This window comes from Streptomyces sp. NPDC020845, assembly GCF_044334165.1.
Classification (GTDB): Bacteria; Actinomycetota; Actinomycetes; order Streptomycetales; family Streptomycetaceae; genus Streptomyces.
This window is the reverse complement of the sequence record NZ_JBIRSJ010000025.1, coordinates 19,048-33,483: the sequence shown is the minus strand read 5'-3', so window position 1 is coordinate 33,483 and position 14,436 is coordinate 19,048. Positions and strand designations below refer to the sequence as shown.

Here is a 14,436-nt window from a genome sequence, read left to right as displayed (position 1 = left end):
TCGGTTTATAGAGCAAAGCGGCAGAGAGACGCTGGCATCCCACTTGACAGCGCCTCAGGTGACGGTCGAGGCCGCGGCGGCCGGCGCCCGGGGGAGGCTCCTACGCGCTGGGGGCGGGAGCGATGTTCTTGTTGTGGCGGAGCAGGTTCCGTGGATCCCACACCGCCTTGATCTCCGCGAGCCGCCGGTACTTGGCCTCGCTTCCGTACACGCCGCGAAGCCACGCCTCGCCCTGGTCCTCGGTGAGATTGATGTAGGCGTTGGGGAGGGTGTGCGGCCGCATGGCGAGCGCGGTCGCGTCGGCCCATGCGTCGAAGGGCCCGTCCTGCTCCGGTTCCGTCCACACGGTGGCGGTCTCCCACAGCCAGGTCGCGTCGGCGCGGGAGAAAGCGGTGGCGTCCTCGTCGACGTCCTCGGAGATCGCGCCGCCCAGCGACCAGATGTTGACCGCGGTGATCGTCCCCGGGGGGTTCGGCGAGGCGGTCACGCGCTCGACCAGCGTCTCGATCGCGGATGTGGTGAGCGAGGCGAGATAGCCGCCGCGCGCACCCGTGCGCAGTCCGTAGGGCGCCGTCGCGTCCAGCATGCTGTTCGTCTGGAGCCAGGTGGTGCGCCGCACCGTGTTGGCGACGGGCGTGCCCAGCGCGGCGAGCCTTCCGGTGATCTCCTCGGCGTCCGCGAAGTCACCGGTGTGGACCGGGATGAGGATCAGGACCAGCTTGCCGTGTGCCTCCTCGGGCAGCGTGGGGAGCGGCGGCGCGAAGGTGAGCGCGGTCGCCAGTCCGAGCTTGCGAGGGGCGTCGGCCATGAAGGCGGGCAGCTGGGCCAGGACGGCCGCGGCCTGGTCGCCGGGGAAGACGATCTGGCCGGAGACGACGTCCGGGCCCAGCGGGTGGGCGCGGTACTCGAAGGCGGTGACGACACCGAAGTTGCCGCCGCCTCCGCGCAGCGCCCAGAACAGGTCCGGGTTCTCCTTCTCGTCCGCGCGGACCTTCCGGCCGTCGACGGTGATCATGTCGCAGGCGAGCAGGTTGTCGACGGTGGCGCCGAAGCGGCGCATCAGGTGGCCGATGCCGCCGCCGAGGGTCAGCCCGGCCACGCCGGTGCTGGTGACGGTGCCGGACGGCACCACCAGGCCGTGCTCCTGCGTGGCCGCGTCCAGCTCGCCGAGCAGAACGCCGGCCTGGGCCCGTACGGTGCGGGTGTCCGGGTCGACGGAGATCTCGCGCATACCGGACAGATCGAGGACCAGGGCGCCGCCCGGCATGGCGTGGCCGTCGGAGCCGTGGCCGCCGCCACGCACCGCGACGGGCAGATCACGAGCGGATGCGTAGCGCAGGGCGGTGGCGACGTCCTCCTCGTCGGCGCAGCGGGCGATCAGTGCGGGGCGGGTGTCGGCGGTCCGGCCGTTGAAGACGACCCTGGCCTGGTCGTAGCCGTCCTGGCCGGGGCGCAGGACGGCGCCACGGAAATCGGCCGGGAAGTCGGCGTGGGCGGGGGATGCGGGGGAAGTGGGGGTCGAGCCGGTCGGGCTCATGTGTGTCTCCCTGGAGTCGGGCAGCCCGTGTCCGTGGGCAGCCCCGTCGGCTAACCGGAAATTCATTTTCCGTTACTGCTTCGGGAGCGTAACATCCCAGGCCATGAGAGAAATCGCCCCGTCCGGTGCCCGCCCCCAGCGGGCCGACGCACGCGAGAACGTCCAGCAGATCCTGCGGGCGGCCCGCGCCGTCTTCGCCGACCGCGGCTACGAGGTGTCCATCGAGGAGGTCGCCCGTCGCTCCGGCGTCGGCATGGGCACGATCTACCGGCACTTCCCCAACAAGCGCGCCCTCGTCGAGGAGGTCGCGATCGGCCAGATGCGGGAAACCTCGGACGTCGTCGCCCACGCCCTGGCCGAGGAGCCGGACGCCTGGTCCGCCTTCACCCGGGTGATGCGCCATATGGCCGAGGTCCGCAGCAGCCAGATGTTCCCCGTCTCCCGCAGGCGCACCACGGAGTCCGGCCCGGCCCTCGTCGCCACGCGCGAGGCGCTGCTGGCCGACCTGGACGACCTGGTGGCACGGGCCCAGCGGGAGGGGTCGCTCCGGGCGGACGTGAACACCTACGACCTGGTCCTGATGATGGTCTCGCTGCCCCCGCGGATCCCCGAGGACGGCGCCGGCGGCGGCCTGTCCGCCGACCTCACCGGCCGCCAGCTGTCCGTCCTCCTCGACGGCCTGCGCGCCCCCGGCGCGGAGCGGCTGCCCGGCTCCGCCGCCACTCGCCCGGACCTGGACGAGTTCTTCCGTACGCGGTTCGGAATCTGAACGCGCTCAAGGGCGTGGCGTGGACGCCGTGGAGCCGGTGAAGACGGACCGGCCGGCGACCAGGCCGACCGAGTCCAGGACGCGCATGGCGTGGTCGGAGCGGACGACGAAGCGCTCCTTGCCGTAGATGAGATACCGGTCGGCGTTGCGCCCGTGGGTGAAGTTAATCGTCAGGACATTGGCCCCGGCCAGGAAACCGCTGCGCTGGCCGTCCTTGCGGTTCTTGGCCAGGGCGCTCACCGCGGGGATCAGCCAGTCCGGCCGTACGATGCGGCAGACGGCCAGTGCGTTGAGCGTCGTGTCGACATCGCCGGGTTCCAGGTGCTCCAGCGGGGTGTGCGGCGCCGGTACGAACGGTGAGAAGCTGCACATATGCGCGCCCAGCTCCCGCGCCATGATGATGTCGTCCGCGATATGTGCCAGCGTCTGACCGGGCAGTCCGACGATTCCTCCGGTGCCCACCTTGAACCCCAGCTCGATGAGGTCGGTCAGACAGCGCAGCCGGCTCGCCAGGGTTTCGTGGCGCATCCGCAGATTGAGGTCCGGGTCGCTGGTCTCGTGTTTGAGGATGTAGCTGGTCGCCCCCTGTTCCCGCAGATACGCGTACTCGCTGCGCTTCTTGTTGCCCAGGTTCAGCAGAACTTCGACGTCGTTGTCGTACAACTCCCGGATCCGCGGCAGGGCTTCGCCCACCACACGGGTCGTCTGGGGTATCTCACCGGCCTGGAAGAAGACGACGTTGATGCCGTTGTCCTTGACGACCCGTGCGGCGTCCACGAGATCGTCGGGCCCGGCCAGGAAGGTGTCGTTCTCGCGGGTGTTGTCCCGGCGCATGGGGCAGAAGTCGCAGTTGACCCGGCAGGCGTTGCCGATCTCCGTCACACCGCGTACGACGACGTGGGTGCCGAAGACTTCTTCGCGGATCCGTCGGGCCCGCGCGAAGAGCTCTTCCTGTTCCTTTCCGCGTAAGGCGAGCAGTTCGACCATGTCCTGTTTAGTCAGCACTGAATTGCGCTCCCTTCGGGTGGGGGGTGAACTCGCGTCGCAATCGATCACGGAGCAGGAATTTCTGCACCTTGCCCGCCGGATTACGGGGCAGGGCACCGACCACCTCCACACGCTCGGGCCAGTAGTGCTTGGTCACCCGATGACCGTCCAGGAATTCCTGGACGTCGCTGAGCCTGAGGCTCTTTCCGGGATACAACGCGACGAACAGACAGGCGCGTTCGCCCAGTCGTGGATCGGGCATCGCGACGAGTGCGGATTCGCGTACGGAGGGATGGGCGGCCAGCAATTGCTCGACGGTGCCGACGGGGATCTTCTCCCCGCCCCGGTTGATCACGTCCTTCGCACGGCCGGTGATGCGCAGATACCCGGACGGCTCCAGGACCGCGAGGTCGCCCGTGCGGTACCAGCCGTCGGGGGTGAACGCCTCGGCCGTCTGGTCGTCCCGCCCGAGATAGCCGTCGAAGACGAGCGGGCCGGTCATCTCGAGATGGCCCTCGCATCCGGCGCCGAGCTCGGCGCCCGAGTCGTCGGTCACTCTGAGCCGTACGCCCTCCAGCGGGCGCCCGTCGGTCACCGCCACCGACTCCGCTTCGTCCTCGGGAGCGGACAGCGTGGCCATGCAGGTTTCCGTGCTGCCCCACGCCGCGCAGACCCGCACGCCGAGGCGGGCGCGGGCGCGGGCGAGCAGAGCGCGGGGTACGGACGCGCCGGTGATCACGAAGGTACGCAGTGCGGCGGGCGCCGTCGCACCGGCCTCGACCGCGTCGACCAGGTCGAGCAGAAACGGTGTGGACCCCTGCATAAAGGTGCCGCCCCATTCCCGGAACGCCCGCAGCGCGCGCTCGGCGTTCCAGGTCGGCTGCACGATCTGGGCGCTGCCGAGCAGCAGGGACAGCCACATTCCGTAGAGGAACCCGCTGTGGTGCGCCATGGGCGCGGCGATATGCACCCGGTCGCGCGACGTCAGGCCGAGCCGGTCGGCGGTGAGCAGGGCGGCCCGGTTGAGCGTGTCCATACGGTGCGGGACCCCCTTCGGCTCTCCCGTGGTGCCGGAGGTGAAGAGGAGATGCGCGACATCGTGGGGGGAGGCTCCGGCCGGACGGGCCGATGCTCCGGCGGGCCTGGCCGCGGCCACACATGCGGCGAGCCGGTGTGTGGCGGGGACGGTCGCCGAGGGCGCGGGTGAGTGTCCAGGAGCGATCAGAAGGTGACGCAGGCCCGGGGCCAGCCCCGCCTCCGCCATGGCGATGACTTCACCGGGGTGGCCACGGCCGCGGAACGACTCCGGTACGACCAGGACGTGTGCACCGGACCGGCGCAGCACATGGCCGAGTTCGTGTTCGCGCAGGCTCGGGAGCACCGGGCACACCACGGCTCCGATGCGCAGAAGCGCGAGCGAGACGGTCACGAGGTCGGCGGAGTTGGGGAGTGCGGCGACCACGGTCTGGCCGGGCCCGACGCCCAGACCGGTCAGCACGGTGGCCGTACGGTCTGCCAAGTCGACGAGTTCATGCCAACTCACGGTGAGATCGTCACCGGTGTCGCGCAGTTCGACGAGGGCGAGGCCATCGGGTTGCTCGCCCGCCCGCCGCCACACCACATCGGCAAGGGAGAGCGGTGCGGTGCCGGTTCGCGGGCTCATCTGAGGTCCCTCCCTTCGACGTGTTTGACCAGCCAGGCCACAATGCGGCGGCGGTAGTCCTCCTGGTGGCCGAGGGGGCCGTTGTGCATGAAGAGATGTCCGCCCCCGGGGTAGCGCACGAACTCGACCTCACATCCTTGGGCGCGCAGCGCGGTGAACCACTCCTCGCTCTGGCCGATGGGGTTCATGAGGTCGTCCTCGCCGTGCAGCAGAAGCGTGGGCGCCGTGACACCGCGGACGTACGTCAACGGCGAACTGGCGGCGTAGCGTTCCGGGACCTCCTGGGGGGTGCCGCCCAGGAGGACGGGCGCGGTCGTCGCGCCGAGCGACGACGTCCCGTACAGGCTCGACCAGTTGGCGACACCGGCGACGCTGATGCCCGCGGCGAACCGGTCGGTGCGGGCGGTCAGCCAGTTCGTCATGAACCCTCCGTGGCTGGAGCCCATGACGGCGACCTGGCCTTCGGAGGCGAGTCCGTCGCGCACCATGCGGTCGAGGACGAACAGGAAGTCCTCCTCCTCGCTGAAGCCCGGCCTGCCCAGCGGGGCGCGCATGAACGCTTCGCCGTAGCCGTCGCTGCCCCGCGGATTGAGCAACAGGACGTTCCAGCCACGGGCCGCCAGGGTCTGGTGGTAGAGGTGGCGCGGGGAGAGGCTGGGGCGCCATACGTAGTCGGGCCCGCTGTGAATGTCGAACAGCGTGGGTCCCCGGGTCCCGGCCGGGCGTCCCCGCAGCAGGTATCCGTGCAGTTCCGGGCGGCCCGGTGGGCTGAAGCGGATGTCCTCGGCCGCCGTGACCGCGAACCGCGCTGCCCATGGGCTGAGGTCGGTGAGCCTTCGGGGCCTCGGTTCGTCCGTCGGCGTCAGATATACGTCCCCCGGGGTGTGTGCGTCGCTGACGACCAGGGCCAAGGAGTCGGCGGCGGCCGATGCGCTCATGCCCATCACCACGGTGGAGTCGCCGCCGAACCAGGGCGTCGCCCGGCCGCTTCCCGCCGGGGCCCGGTACACCCGGGTGCCCCCGGCCTCCCGTGCGCAGAACAGGAAGTCCCCGGTGCCGAGGAAGAGCGCGGCGGGTGTGGTGCCGCGTGCGGAGGCGACCAGCCGCCGCCCGAATCCGGCGAGGAGGTCGACGGGTTCTCCGTGCGGGTCGTCAACGACGCGGTACAAGCTGGAATGCTGACAGGGGCCTGGGTGGCGCTGCCCCGCGAACACGATCTGACGCTCCGGGGTCCAGCCGGTCCACACCACCGTGCCGCCCCAGTCGACCAGGTGCCGCAGTTCTCCCGTGGCGGCGTCGGCGAGGCACACATCGGCGAGTGGCCAGGGGACATCGCCCGCCGGTCGGCTCACCCCGAGGCTCAGCGCCGCTCCGTCCGGCGACCACGCGGGGCCGTGGACGTCGAACGCGCCCCGGGTGAGCTGTCTGACGTCCCCCGTGGCGATATCGGCGGTATGCAGATGGCGCCGGGCCTTCGGCACCAGCCCCACGCCGTCGATCTTGTAGCCGAGGTCCCTGACGACATGGGGAGCGCGCCCCGGGGCCTCGCCGCCGTTGTCCTCGGCCGCGACAAAGGCCACCCGCGTGCCGTCCGGCGACCACATCGGGTGCCCGGCGGCCCGCAGGCCCCGGGCGAGCGGACGTACGGTGCGGTCGGCGGCGGACCACAGCGCCAGCGAGACACCGGGTTGCCCCGGCTCCCGGAGGAGATGGGCGAGCCACCTGCCGTCCGGCGACCAGGCGGGGGCGTCCGCCCCTGCCTGTGCCACGACTTCGGGCTCCTTGGCTCCCTCGGTGGTGTCCCGGACGATCAGCGCGGAGGTCCAGCGATCCCGCGCGGTGTCGGCCCAGCGGACCACGATGGCCACGCTGTCGCCACGGGAGCTCAGGGCGACCTGCTCCGCGGTGCGGAAGCGATGGGCATCGGCACTGCCGAGATGGGGTGGGCCCTCCGCCGGGCGCGCTGCTCGCCCGTCCACAGGTATGGCTGATGTGTCCACGCTGCTCCAAGAAGTCAGAGAGGTACAACACGGTCGATTCAGGGGGCTGTCGGGCTGGAGGGGCGCGGAGCGGGCGAGGCCCGGGCCAGCGCCGCGTCGATCTTGCGGTTGGTCGTCATGGCCATGCTGCCGAGGGTGGCGACGGCCAGGACCGCCGCACCGATCAGATACGGGGCGCGCAGCCCGGCCTCGGTCGCCAGCCAGCCGCCCAGCAGCGCGCCGAGCGGGGCGGGGGCGACGGCCATGAGACGGGCGGCGGCGGAGACCCGGCCCATGAGGTCGTTGGGCACGATGGCCTGACGTACCGAAGGCCCCAGGACCATCGTGATGCCGAACGCGGCGGCGCGTACGACGATCGCCGCCCCCGCCGCCCCCGGTCCGTCGCTGAGACCGAGGGCCAGTTGGGCACCGACCAGGAGGAAGGCGCTCAGCGTGAGCGCGCCACCGATGCCGATCCGGTCGGCGAGCCGCCCGGCCAGCGCGGCGCCCGCCAGACCGCCGACCGCCTCGGTGGCCAGCAGCAGTCCGTACCCCGTCGGGCCGAGGCGCAGTTCCTCCTGGGCGAACAGGACGAAGACCGCCGTGCCTGCGCCGAAGGCCAGGTTTCCGACGGCGGGGCGCAGCGACAGCCCGAGCAGCACGGGGTTGCGCACCAAGTAGGCGGCCCCGGCCCGCGCTTCGGCGAGCAACGGACCCTTTTCGGTAGCTGGCTTGGGAGGTGTTCTCGGCAGCGAGCGGATGGTCAGGGCGCTGAAGAGGAACGTCAGGGCGTCCGCGAGCAGGGGTACGGCACGGCCGAGGGAGAACATGGCGGCCCCCGCCGGCGGGCCGAGGAAGCCGTTCACGGCGGTCTGTGTGCCCTGTAATCGCGTGTTGGCCCGCTTCAGCAACTCGGTGTCCCGGTCGAGCAGTTCGGGCAGATAGGCGGAGGCGGCGGTGTCGTACAGGATCTGGCCGATGCACAGGAGCAACGCGAGCGCGATGAGCAGTGGGACGCCGATGAGCCCGGCGCATACACCGGCCACCGCCGCGAGGAGCAGCGCGGCGCGTGCGGCGTCCGAGATCCACAGGGTGCGGCGGCGGTCCCAGCGGTCGACGAGCGCGCCGCCGATCAGGCCGAAGAGCAGCCAGGGCACCCGGGTCGCGGCGGCGACCACGGAGATCACCACCGGGTCGCGCGTCACGCTCGCCGCGAGCAGGGGGAGGGCGGCCAGATGGACGCCGTCGCCGAACGCCGAAACGCCCGAGGCGGCCCATAACCACCGGAACGCCTTCGGCAGTGTCGCCGGGCCGCGACACCCCGGCGTCATACGCATGGCGGGTCGGCGAGCAGGTCGAGTAACTGTGTTCTGAGCTCCGGTGAGCCCAGGAGATCCCGTCGGGCCGAGGCCGTCTGCCGGTGGCCCACCGATGGCAGGCCGGGCCAGTCGGGCGGCATCGTATGGCCGGTCGAGGAGAGGGCCACGCAACGGCCGGGGTAGGGGGAGAAGTCGGCGGATCTGGTGGCGAGCACGAAGTCCAGATAGGCGGTGTACCGGCTCGACAGCCCCACCACGGTCTCGTCGTCGGTGGCACAGCCCAGCGCCTCGGCCAACGCCGCCCGTACGGTGCGCAGCACCCGGTCACGCCACAGCTCCGGCTCTGCGTCCAGGCTGTCGTCCCTGATCAGCGCCTCGATCAGGTCCTCCACATCGTCCCGGCCGATCTGCCCCAGCGTGTTCACGAGCGCGTCGCGGAGGGTGAACTCGCCCGGGACAACGGGATCCGCGAGCAGCAGCCCCAGGGTCGGGACACCGCACGCGGCGAGTTGCGCGATCGCGTCCTGGGCCAGCGGAGCCGCGGAGCAGAAGGCCGCGGCCAGCACGACCGCCCCGTCCGGGACCGCCGATACGGCCGCGTCCACGTAGCAGGCGGCGGTGAAGGGGCGTACCGCGTCCGGCACCGTCACCAACCGACCCGCCACTTCGGGAAGTGGAAGTTGCTTGAACAACAGGTCGAAGCCGCTCGCGACCCGGCGGCCCGGGAAGTCGAACGCGAGCACCACGGCGGATGGGTCGGGCCTCATTCACGTCCTCCGGGGTGGATACACATGGCGTCGGCCGCGCCGCGCCCGGTCGCGTGGCGCGTCGTCCACGGCGGCAGCGGCCGTGGCGGCGAGCGCCGACTTGTCGGTCTTGCCGTTCGGCCCGAGCGGCAGGTGGGGAATCTTCCGCAGCCGCTGGGGCCGCAGATGGGCGGGGAGCGTCGCGGCGAGGTGTCTGTTCAGCGCGGCCGGATCGACCGGGGCCCGGTCGTCCGCGTCCACGACATAGGCGACCAGGATGGTGTACCCGGACGCGATGACCTCCGTGGCACACGCGGCGTGGCGGACCCCGGGGAAGGCACGTACGGCCGATTCCACCTCGCCCAGCTCGATACGGAAGCCACGCAACTTCACCTGGTCGTCGCGGCGTCCGATGTAGTGCAGATCGCCCTCCGCGTCCCGCACGGCCCAATCGCCGCTGCGGTAGTGGCGGACCTCTCCCTCCCCGGGCCCTCCCTCCCCGGGCCCTCCCTCCCCGGGCCCGCCACCCACGAACCGCTCGGCCGTCAGCTCGGGCCGACCCAGGTAGCAGGCGCAGACACCCTCGCCCGCCACCCAGATCTCACCGGGTGTCCCGGGTGGCGCGGGGTAGCCGTCCTCGTCCCGCAGGGACACCTCGAGATGGGGCAGTGGCCGTCCGATGGGGCTGCGGCCCGGCTGTACGGACTCCAGCAGCTGAGGTGTCAGCCGGCAGAAGGTGACATGGACCGTGGTCTCCGTGATGCCGTACATGTTGATGAGCGCGGCCCCGGGCGCGATGCCCCGGCGCAGCCAGGCGAGCAGGTTCTCGGACTGCAGCCCCTCGCCGCCGAAGATCAGATAGCGCAGGGACGGCCAGGCCGGCCCCTCGTCGGACACCTGGTCGAGTCGGCTGAAGACCGACGGCACCTGGTTGAGCACGGTGACGCCCTCAGTCGCGACGAGAGCCTTGAACGCATCGGGATCCGCCGAGGTCTCCTTGTCCACCACGACCAGCCGCGCGCCGTACAGCAGCGCGCCCCAGATCTCCCAGACGCTGAAGTCGAAGCTCATCGAGTGGGAGAGCGTCCAGACGTCGGCGGACCGGAAGCGGAACAGCGACCGCGTATGGTCCATCAGGCTCAGCACGTTGTGGTGGCGGACCACGCACCCTTTGGGGAAACCGGTCGAGCCCGAGGTGTAGATGACGTACGCCACATCGTCGGGCACCCGCGGTGCGGGGCCCGCCGGGCGGGCCGCGACGGTCAGGGCTCCGGCCGTGGCCACGGCCTCCTCACCGGGGTCGCACGGTCCGTCGGTGACGATCAGCCGGGCCGCGGAGTCGTCGAGGATGTAGCGCCGGCGGGCCTCCGGGTAGTCCGGGTCCACCGGCACATATCCGCGACCAGCCTTCAGCACTCCCAGCACCGCGACGAGGAGCTGCGCCCCGCGCCCCACCCGTATCGCGACCAGCCGGTCCTCCCGCAGCACCGGGGAGAGTGCGGCGGCGAGTTCGTCGCTGAGCCGGTCGAGTGTGCGATAGGTCAGGGGCCCGCCGGTCCCGGTGACGGCCGTGTGGTCGGGGTGGGCCCTGGCGACGGCCTCGAATCTCGTGTGCAGGGTGTCGGACGGCACGGCGCTGACTCCTGGTCTTAACGGGACACGACGTTCATATACGGAGGGAAGCCCTGCAGATTCGTGAAGTCGTGCTCCAGGATCACCAGGTCCCCCTCCGTGCGGGACTCGACGAAGCCGGAGAACTTGTACGTCACATACATCGCCCGGTTGCGATCGGTGGGCAGGAACTCGGCGAACAGCCGGACACCGGCCCCGCGCGCCTCGTGGACCAGGTGGTTGAGCAGCACGGAACCCACCCCGCGCGACATCACCCGGCACGACATGAGCAGCAGCTTCACGGTCCAGGCGGCCGAGGTCCGCTCGACGAGCGCGAGACCGATCTTCCCGTAACCGCCGTAGCGGTCGGTCAGTTCGGTGATCAGGAGCAGATGGTCCGGTGATGTGCGCAGCGTGTCGAGTTCGTCGTACGAGTAGGTGTAGCCGGTCGAATTCAGCTGGTGGGTGCGCACGGTGAGCTCTTCGAGCCGGCGAAGGTCCTCCTCGCGCGCGGGGGAGATGGTGAACGTCATGTCCAGCGAGGCAAGGAACTCGTCCGCCGTCCCCGAGTGGCGCTCCTCGGCCTGCTTGCGCCGTTCGTCGGCCCGGTAGAGCAGCCGCCGGTTTCTGGCGTCCGCGGTGACGTCGCGCACCTGGAATTCGGGGAGGTCGGGCAGGAGTGGTATCTGCGTGGCGTCGAAGCACCGCACCTCGGGCAGGGCGAAGGCGACCTCGTCGCGCTCGAACGGCTGATCGTCGACGAAGGCGAGGGCGTCCGCGCCGATGTTGAGCGCCGCCGCGATGGCCTTCAGCGACTCCGACTTGCTGCCCCAGGTGATCTGGGGGTGCAGGAAGTACTCGTCCAGGCCGAGTTCGCGCAGCTTCGCCCGGGCGGTCCCGGCGTCGTTGCGGCTCGCGACGGAGTGCAGGATCCCCCGCTCGTCCAAGGCCTCGATGACCAGCGGGACATCGGGGCGCAGCCGGACCTCGGGGTCTTCGAGGAGCACCCCGTCCCACAGCGTGTTGTCCAGATCCCAGACCACGCACTTGACCGTCATATGCCGCTCCTCTCCGCCGCGGGGGCCGGCCGGTGCCGTCCCGGTGAGAACTCCTGGAAGGCGTACTCCGCCAGGTTGATCTCGTGGATCTGGGAACTTCCCTCAATGATCTCCATGACCTTGGCGTCGCCGTAGTGGCGCCTGACCGGATGGCCGGCGGCACAGCCGTTCGCCCCGTGGATCTGCACCGCGTCCGAGGCGCAGCGCACGGCGGCGGTGGACGCGAAGTACTTGGCGAGCGAGGTGGCCGCCAGGGCGTCGGGGGCGCGCTGGTCACGCAGCCGGGCCGCGTCCAGACACAGCAGCTCGGCGGCCCGGTGATCGGTGAACATCCGGCTGATCATCTGCCGGACCAGCTGATGCTCCTTGAGGGGCGCGCCGAACTGCTCGCGCCCGCCCGCATAGCCGACGGAGGCCGTAAGACAGGCGTCGATGATGCCGAGGCAGCCCCAGGCCACGGTGTACCGACCGAGGTCGAGGGCGGCTCCGGCGATATGGGACACCCCCAGGCCCGGCCGGCCGAGAAGGTTCTCATCGGCCACCGTGCACCCGTCGAGGCGCACCTCGGCGGTCATCGAGGCCCGGATCCCCATCAGCTCGGTGATCGGTTCGGTGGTCAGCCCCTCCGTGTCGCGCTCCACGAGGAAGGCGGTCGGCCCCTGCTCCGTACGCCCGATCACGAGGAACACATCGGCGATCTGCCCGTAGGTGATCCACTTCTTGCGGCCCCGCAGCAGCCACCCACGGCCGTCCGGAACGGCGCGCGTGGTGACGCCCGCCGCATCGCTGCCGACCTCGGGTTCGGACAGGGCGAACGCCCCGATCCGCTCGCCCGTGGCAAGGAGCGGAAGCCACCGCTGCCTCTGCGCCCCGCTGCCCCACCGCGCGATCGCGTGCGCCACCATGGTGTGCACGGTGAACAGGCTGCGCACCGACGAACAGGCCCGGCCCAGTTCCGTGGCGAGCAGTCCCACCGTAACCGCGTCACCTCCGCCCCCGCCGAACTCCTCGGGGATCGGCAGCCCCAGGTAGCCGCGGTCGGCCAGCGCCTTGATCACCGCGTCCGGGGTGTGCTGGTCGCGGTGGAAGTCTTCGGCGTACGGAGCGACGACACGGTCGGTGAACTCCCGGAACTCCGCACGGACGGCCTGGTGGCCCGCGCTGACGCTCACTGCGCGGCGGATGTGCTGAGCTTGCCGCTGACGAAGAGATCCAGCGCCTGTACGGATCGGAAGTTGTCCGGGTGCAGATCGTCGTTCTCCACGGTGATGCCGAACTCGTGCTCCACGAATGCGACGATCTGCATGGCGAACAAGGAGTTCACCAAGCCGAGTTTGAAGAAGTCCTCCTCGGGCCGCAGTTCTCCCACCGGAAAGAAGCGGGAGAGATAGTCGGTGATACGGCTGCGCACATCACTTTCCATGATCACTGTCCCCTCTGGATACGCTCGATTTCCCGGGCGAGCCGCGCGACCGTGGCCGGCTGGTCGAAGATGTGGCGCAGGGGGAGGTCGATGCCCAGCTCCCTGCGCAGGCGCCCGATCACGGCGGCGCCCTGGAACGAGTTGCCGCCGAGTTCGAAGAAGTCGGTGTCCATGTCGAGCACGTCGACGTCGAGCTCCGCGGCCCAGACGGCGGCGACGCGCGCCTCGAGGTCGGACGGGGCCCTCGACGGCCCGGCCTGCGGCAGCAGCCGGAACACCGGTTCGCCCGGGGAGGCCACGGCGTTGGCGAGGACGTCCCGGAGGGCGTCGAGCATCCGGTCGGCCGCGTCCTCGCCGAGCACATCCTCGCGCCATCCCACGGTCAGGCCGAGGGCGGACTCCTTTTCCGTAAAGGCGAACTCCAGCGGGGAACGGCTCGTGGCGACGCCGAGATCGAGGACGTCCAGGGCCAGCCCCGGCACCCGCGGAAGGCGCAACTCCCGGCGCCAGCGGAGCGTTACGCGGCCCTCCTCCGGGGGTTCACCGCCCGGCCCCAGGGCCAAGGTTTTGCCGATGTGGTCGAGGACGTCGGCGAAGGGCGGGTCGCCCGCCAGATCGACCCGTACGGGCAGCGCCTCCTCGAAGGGACCGACAGTCCGGTCCAGCCCGGGCCGCGGCCGTTCGTCCGTGACAAGGTCGACGACGTGCTCGCGCCCCCGGTCCGTGGGCGCGTCGGCGTCCACGCGGTCCAGGAGCACGGCGACGGCCGCGACGGCCACGGCGGAGCACGGCACGTCCGCCGCGCGCGCCATGCTGTGGATCCCCGCCGCCGTCGCCCCGGGCAGATCGGCGGACACTGTCCTGATGCGGTGCACCGGGCGGGCCGGCCGGCCCACCTGGCTTCCGGCCGCCGGGGCTGCGGCCGGTAGCGACTCGGGGGCGTCGGCGGCGAAGGCCCCGTACGCCTGCCACAACTCCTCGGTCAGAATGTCCAGCGAGCGGGTGTCCACACGGTCGCGATGCACGGAGGCGAGGACGGCGAACCAGTCCTCGTCGACCTGGAGCGCGGTCAGCCGGACCAGCGGGTGCGTGGCCGTGTCGTACGGCAGCCACATCCGCTCCAGGAGCCGGTCGACGGCCGCCGCGGAGCGTTCCTCGGGCGGCAGGTTCCGCAGATCGACGACGTCCACCGGCGCGGCGGCGCCCGGCTCCCCGTGTCGCTCCGTCAACCAGTCGGCGGCCTGCCGCAGAACAGCCAGGTCGAGCGTCCCCTCCACATCGACCACGACGGTCGCGACATCGTCGCCGGGCCGTACGAGGCGACTGTTCATCTGTCCTCCTCAC

The 14,436-nt window shown here is 71.0% G+C and carries 12 protein-coding genes; 1 reads left to right on the top strand and 11 read right to left on the bottom strand.

Annotated features, from left to right (window positions below; genetic code table 11):
* Positions 1 to 100: 100 nt before the first annotated feature.
* Positions 101 to 1,537 (bottom strand): FAD-binding oxidoreductase, encoded by a 1,437-nt coding sequence (locus tag ACH4U7_RS46905; protein ID WP_398533894.1) that lies wholly within the window; start codon positions 1,535 to 1,537, stop codon positions 101 to 103.
* Between the two features lie 103 nt (positions 1,538 to 1,640).
* Here ACH4U7_RS46905 and ACH4U7_RS46900 point away from each other — a divergent pair, with 103 nt between their 5' ends.
* Positions 1,641 to 2,306, top strand: coding sequence for a TetR/AcrR family transcriptional regulator (locus ACH4U7_RS46900; protein ID WP_398533893.1), 666 nt, complete (start codon positions 1,641 to 1,643; stop codon positions 2,304 to 2,306).
* Between the two features lie 6 nt (positions 2,307 to 2,312).
* Here the strand turns inward: ACH4U7_RS46900 and ACH4U7_RS46895 are convergent, their stop codons facing one another.
* Genes ACH4U7_RS46895 through ACH4U7_RS46850 form a run of 10 tightly spaced genes read right to left on the bottom strand, consistent with a single transcriptional unit; the run spans position 2,313 to position 14,423 of the window.
* Positions 2,313 to 3,311, bottom strand: coding sequence for a radical SAM protein (locus tag ACH4U7_RS46895; RefSeq protein WP_398533892.1), 999 nt, complete (start codon positions 3,309 to 3,311; stop codon positions 2,313 to 2,315).
* On the bottom strand, positions 3,301 to 4,956 hold the full coding sequence (locus tag ACH4U7_RS46890; RefSeq protein ID WP_398533891.1) for an AMP-binding protein: 1,656 nt from the start codon (positions 4,954 to 4,956) through the stop codon (positions 3,301 to 3,303). Before ACH4U7_RS46890 ends, ACH4U7_RS46895 begins: the two co-directional genes overlap by 11 nt.
* Positions 4,953 to 6,956, bottom strand: a complete 2,004-nt coding sequence (locus tag ACH4U7_RS46885) for a S9 family peptidase (RefSeq protein WP_398533890.1) — start codon at positions 6,954 to 6,956, stop codon at positions 4,953 to 4,955. The genes ACH4U7_RS46890 and ACH4U7_RS46885 overlap by 4 nt, the downstream gene beginning before the upstream one ends.
* Before the next feature lie 38 nt (positions 6,957 to 6,994).
* Positions 6,995 to 8,266, bottom strand: coding sequence for an MFS transporter (locus ACH4U7_RS46880; RefSeq protein WP_398533889.1), 1,272 nt, complete (start codon positions 8,264 to 8,266; stop codon positions 6,995 to 6,997).
* Positions 8,263 to 9,021, bottom strand: coding sequence for a hypothetical protein (locus tag ACH4U7_RS46875; protein WP_398533888.1), 759 nt, complete (start codon positions 9,019 to 9,021; stop codon positions 8,263 to 8,265). The genes ACH4U7_RS46880 and ACH4U7_RS46875 overlap by 4 nt, the downstream gene beginning before the upstream one ends.
* Complete coding sequence (locus ACH4U7_RS46870; protein ID WP_398533887.1) at positions 9,022 to 10,632, bottom strand: amino acid adenylation domain-containing protein; 1,611 nt, start codon at positions 10,630 to 10,632, stop codon at positions 9,022 to 9,024.
* A gap of 17 nt (positions 10,633 to 10,649) precedes the next feature.
* Positions 10,650 to 11,669 (bottom strand): HAD-IIIC family phosphatase, encoded by a 1,020-nt coding sequence (locus ACH4U7_RS46865; protein ID WP_398533886.1) that lies wholly within the window; start codon positions 11,667 to 11,669, stop codon positions 10,650 to 10,652.
* Entirely contained in the window at positions 11,666 to 12,841 is a 1,176-nt protein-coding gene (locus ACH4U7_RS46860; protein ID WP_398533885.1) for an acyl-CoA dehydrogenase family protein, read from the bottom strand. The genes ACH4U7_RS46865 and ACH4U7_RS46860 overlap by 4 nt, the downstream gene beginning before the upstream one ends.
* Positions 12,838 to 13,092: an acyl carrier protein gene (locus tag ACH4U7_RS46855; protein WP_398533884.1), complete on the bottom strand. Its 255-nt coding sequence runs from the start codon at positions 13,090 to 13,092 to the stop codon at positions 12,838 to 12,840. Before ACH4U7_RS46855 ends, ACH4U7_RS46860 begins: the two co-directional genes overlap by 4 nt.
* 2 nt (positions 13,093 to 13,094) lie before the next feature.
* Complete coding sequence (locus ACH4U7_RS46850) at positions 13,095 to 14,423, bottom strand: phosphopantetheine-binding protein (RefSeq protein ID WP_398533883.1); 1,329 nt, start codon at positions 14,421 to 14,423, stop codon at positions 13,095 to 13,097.
* Positions 14,424 to 14,436 lie beyond the last annotated feature (13 nt).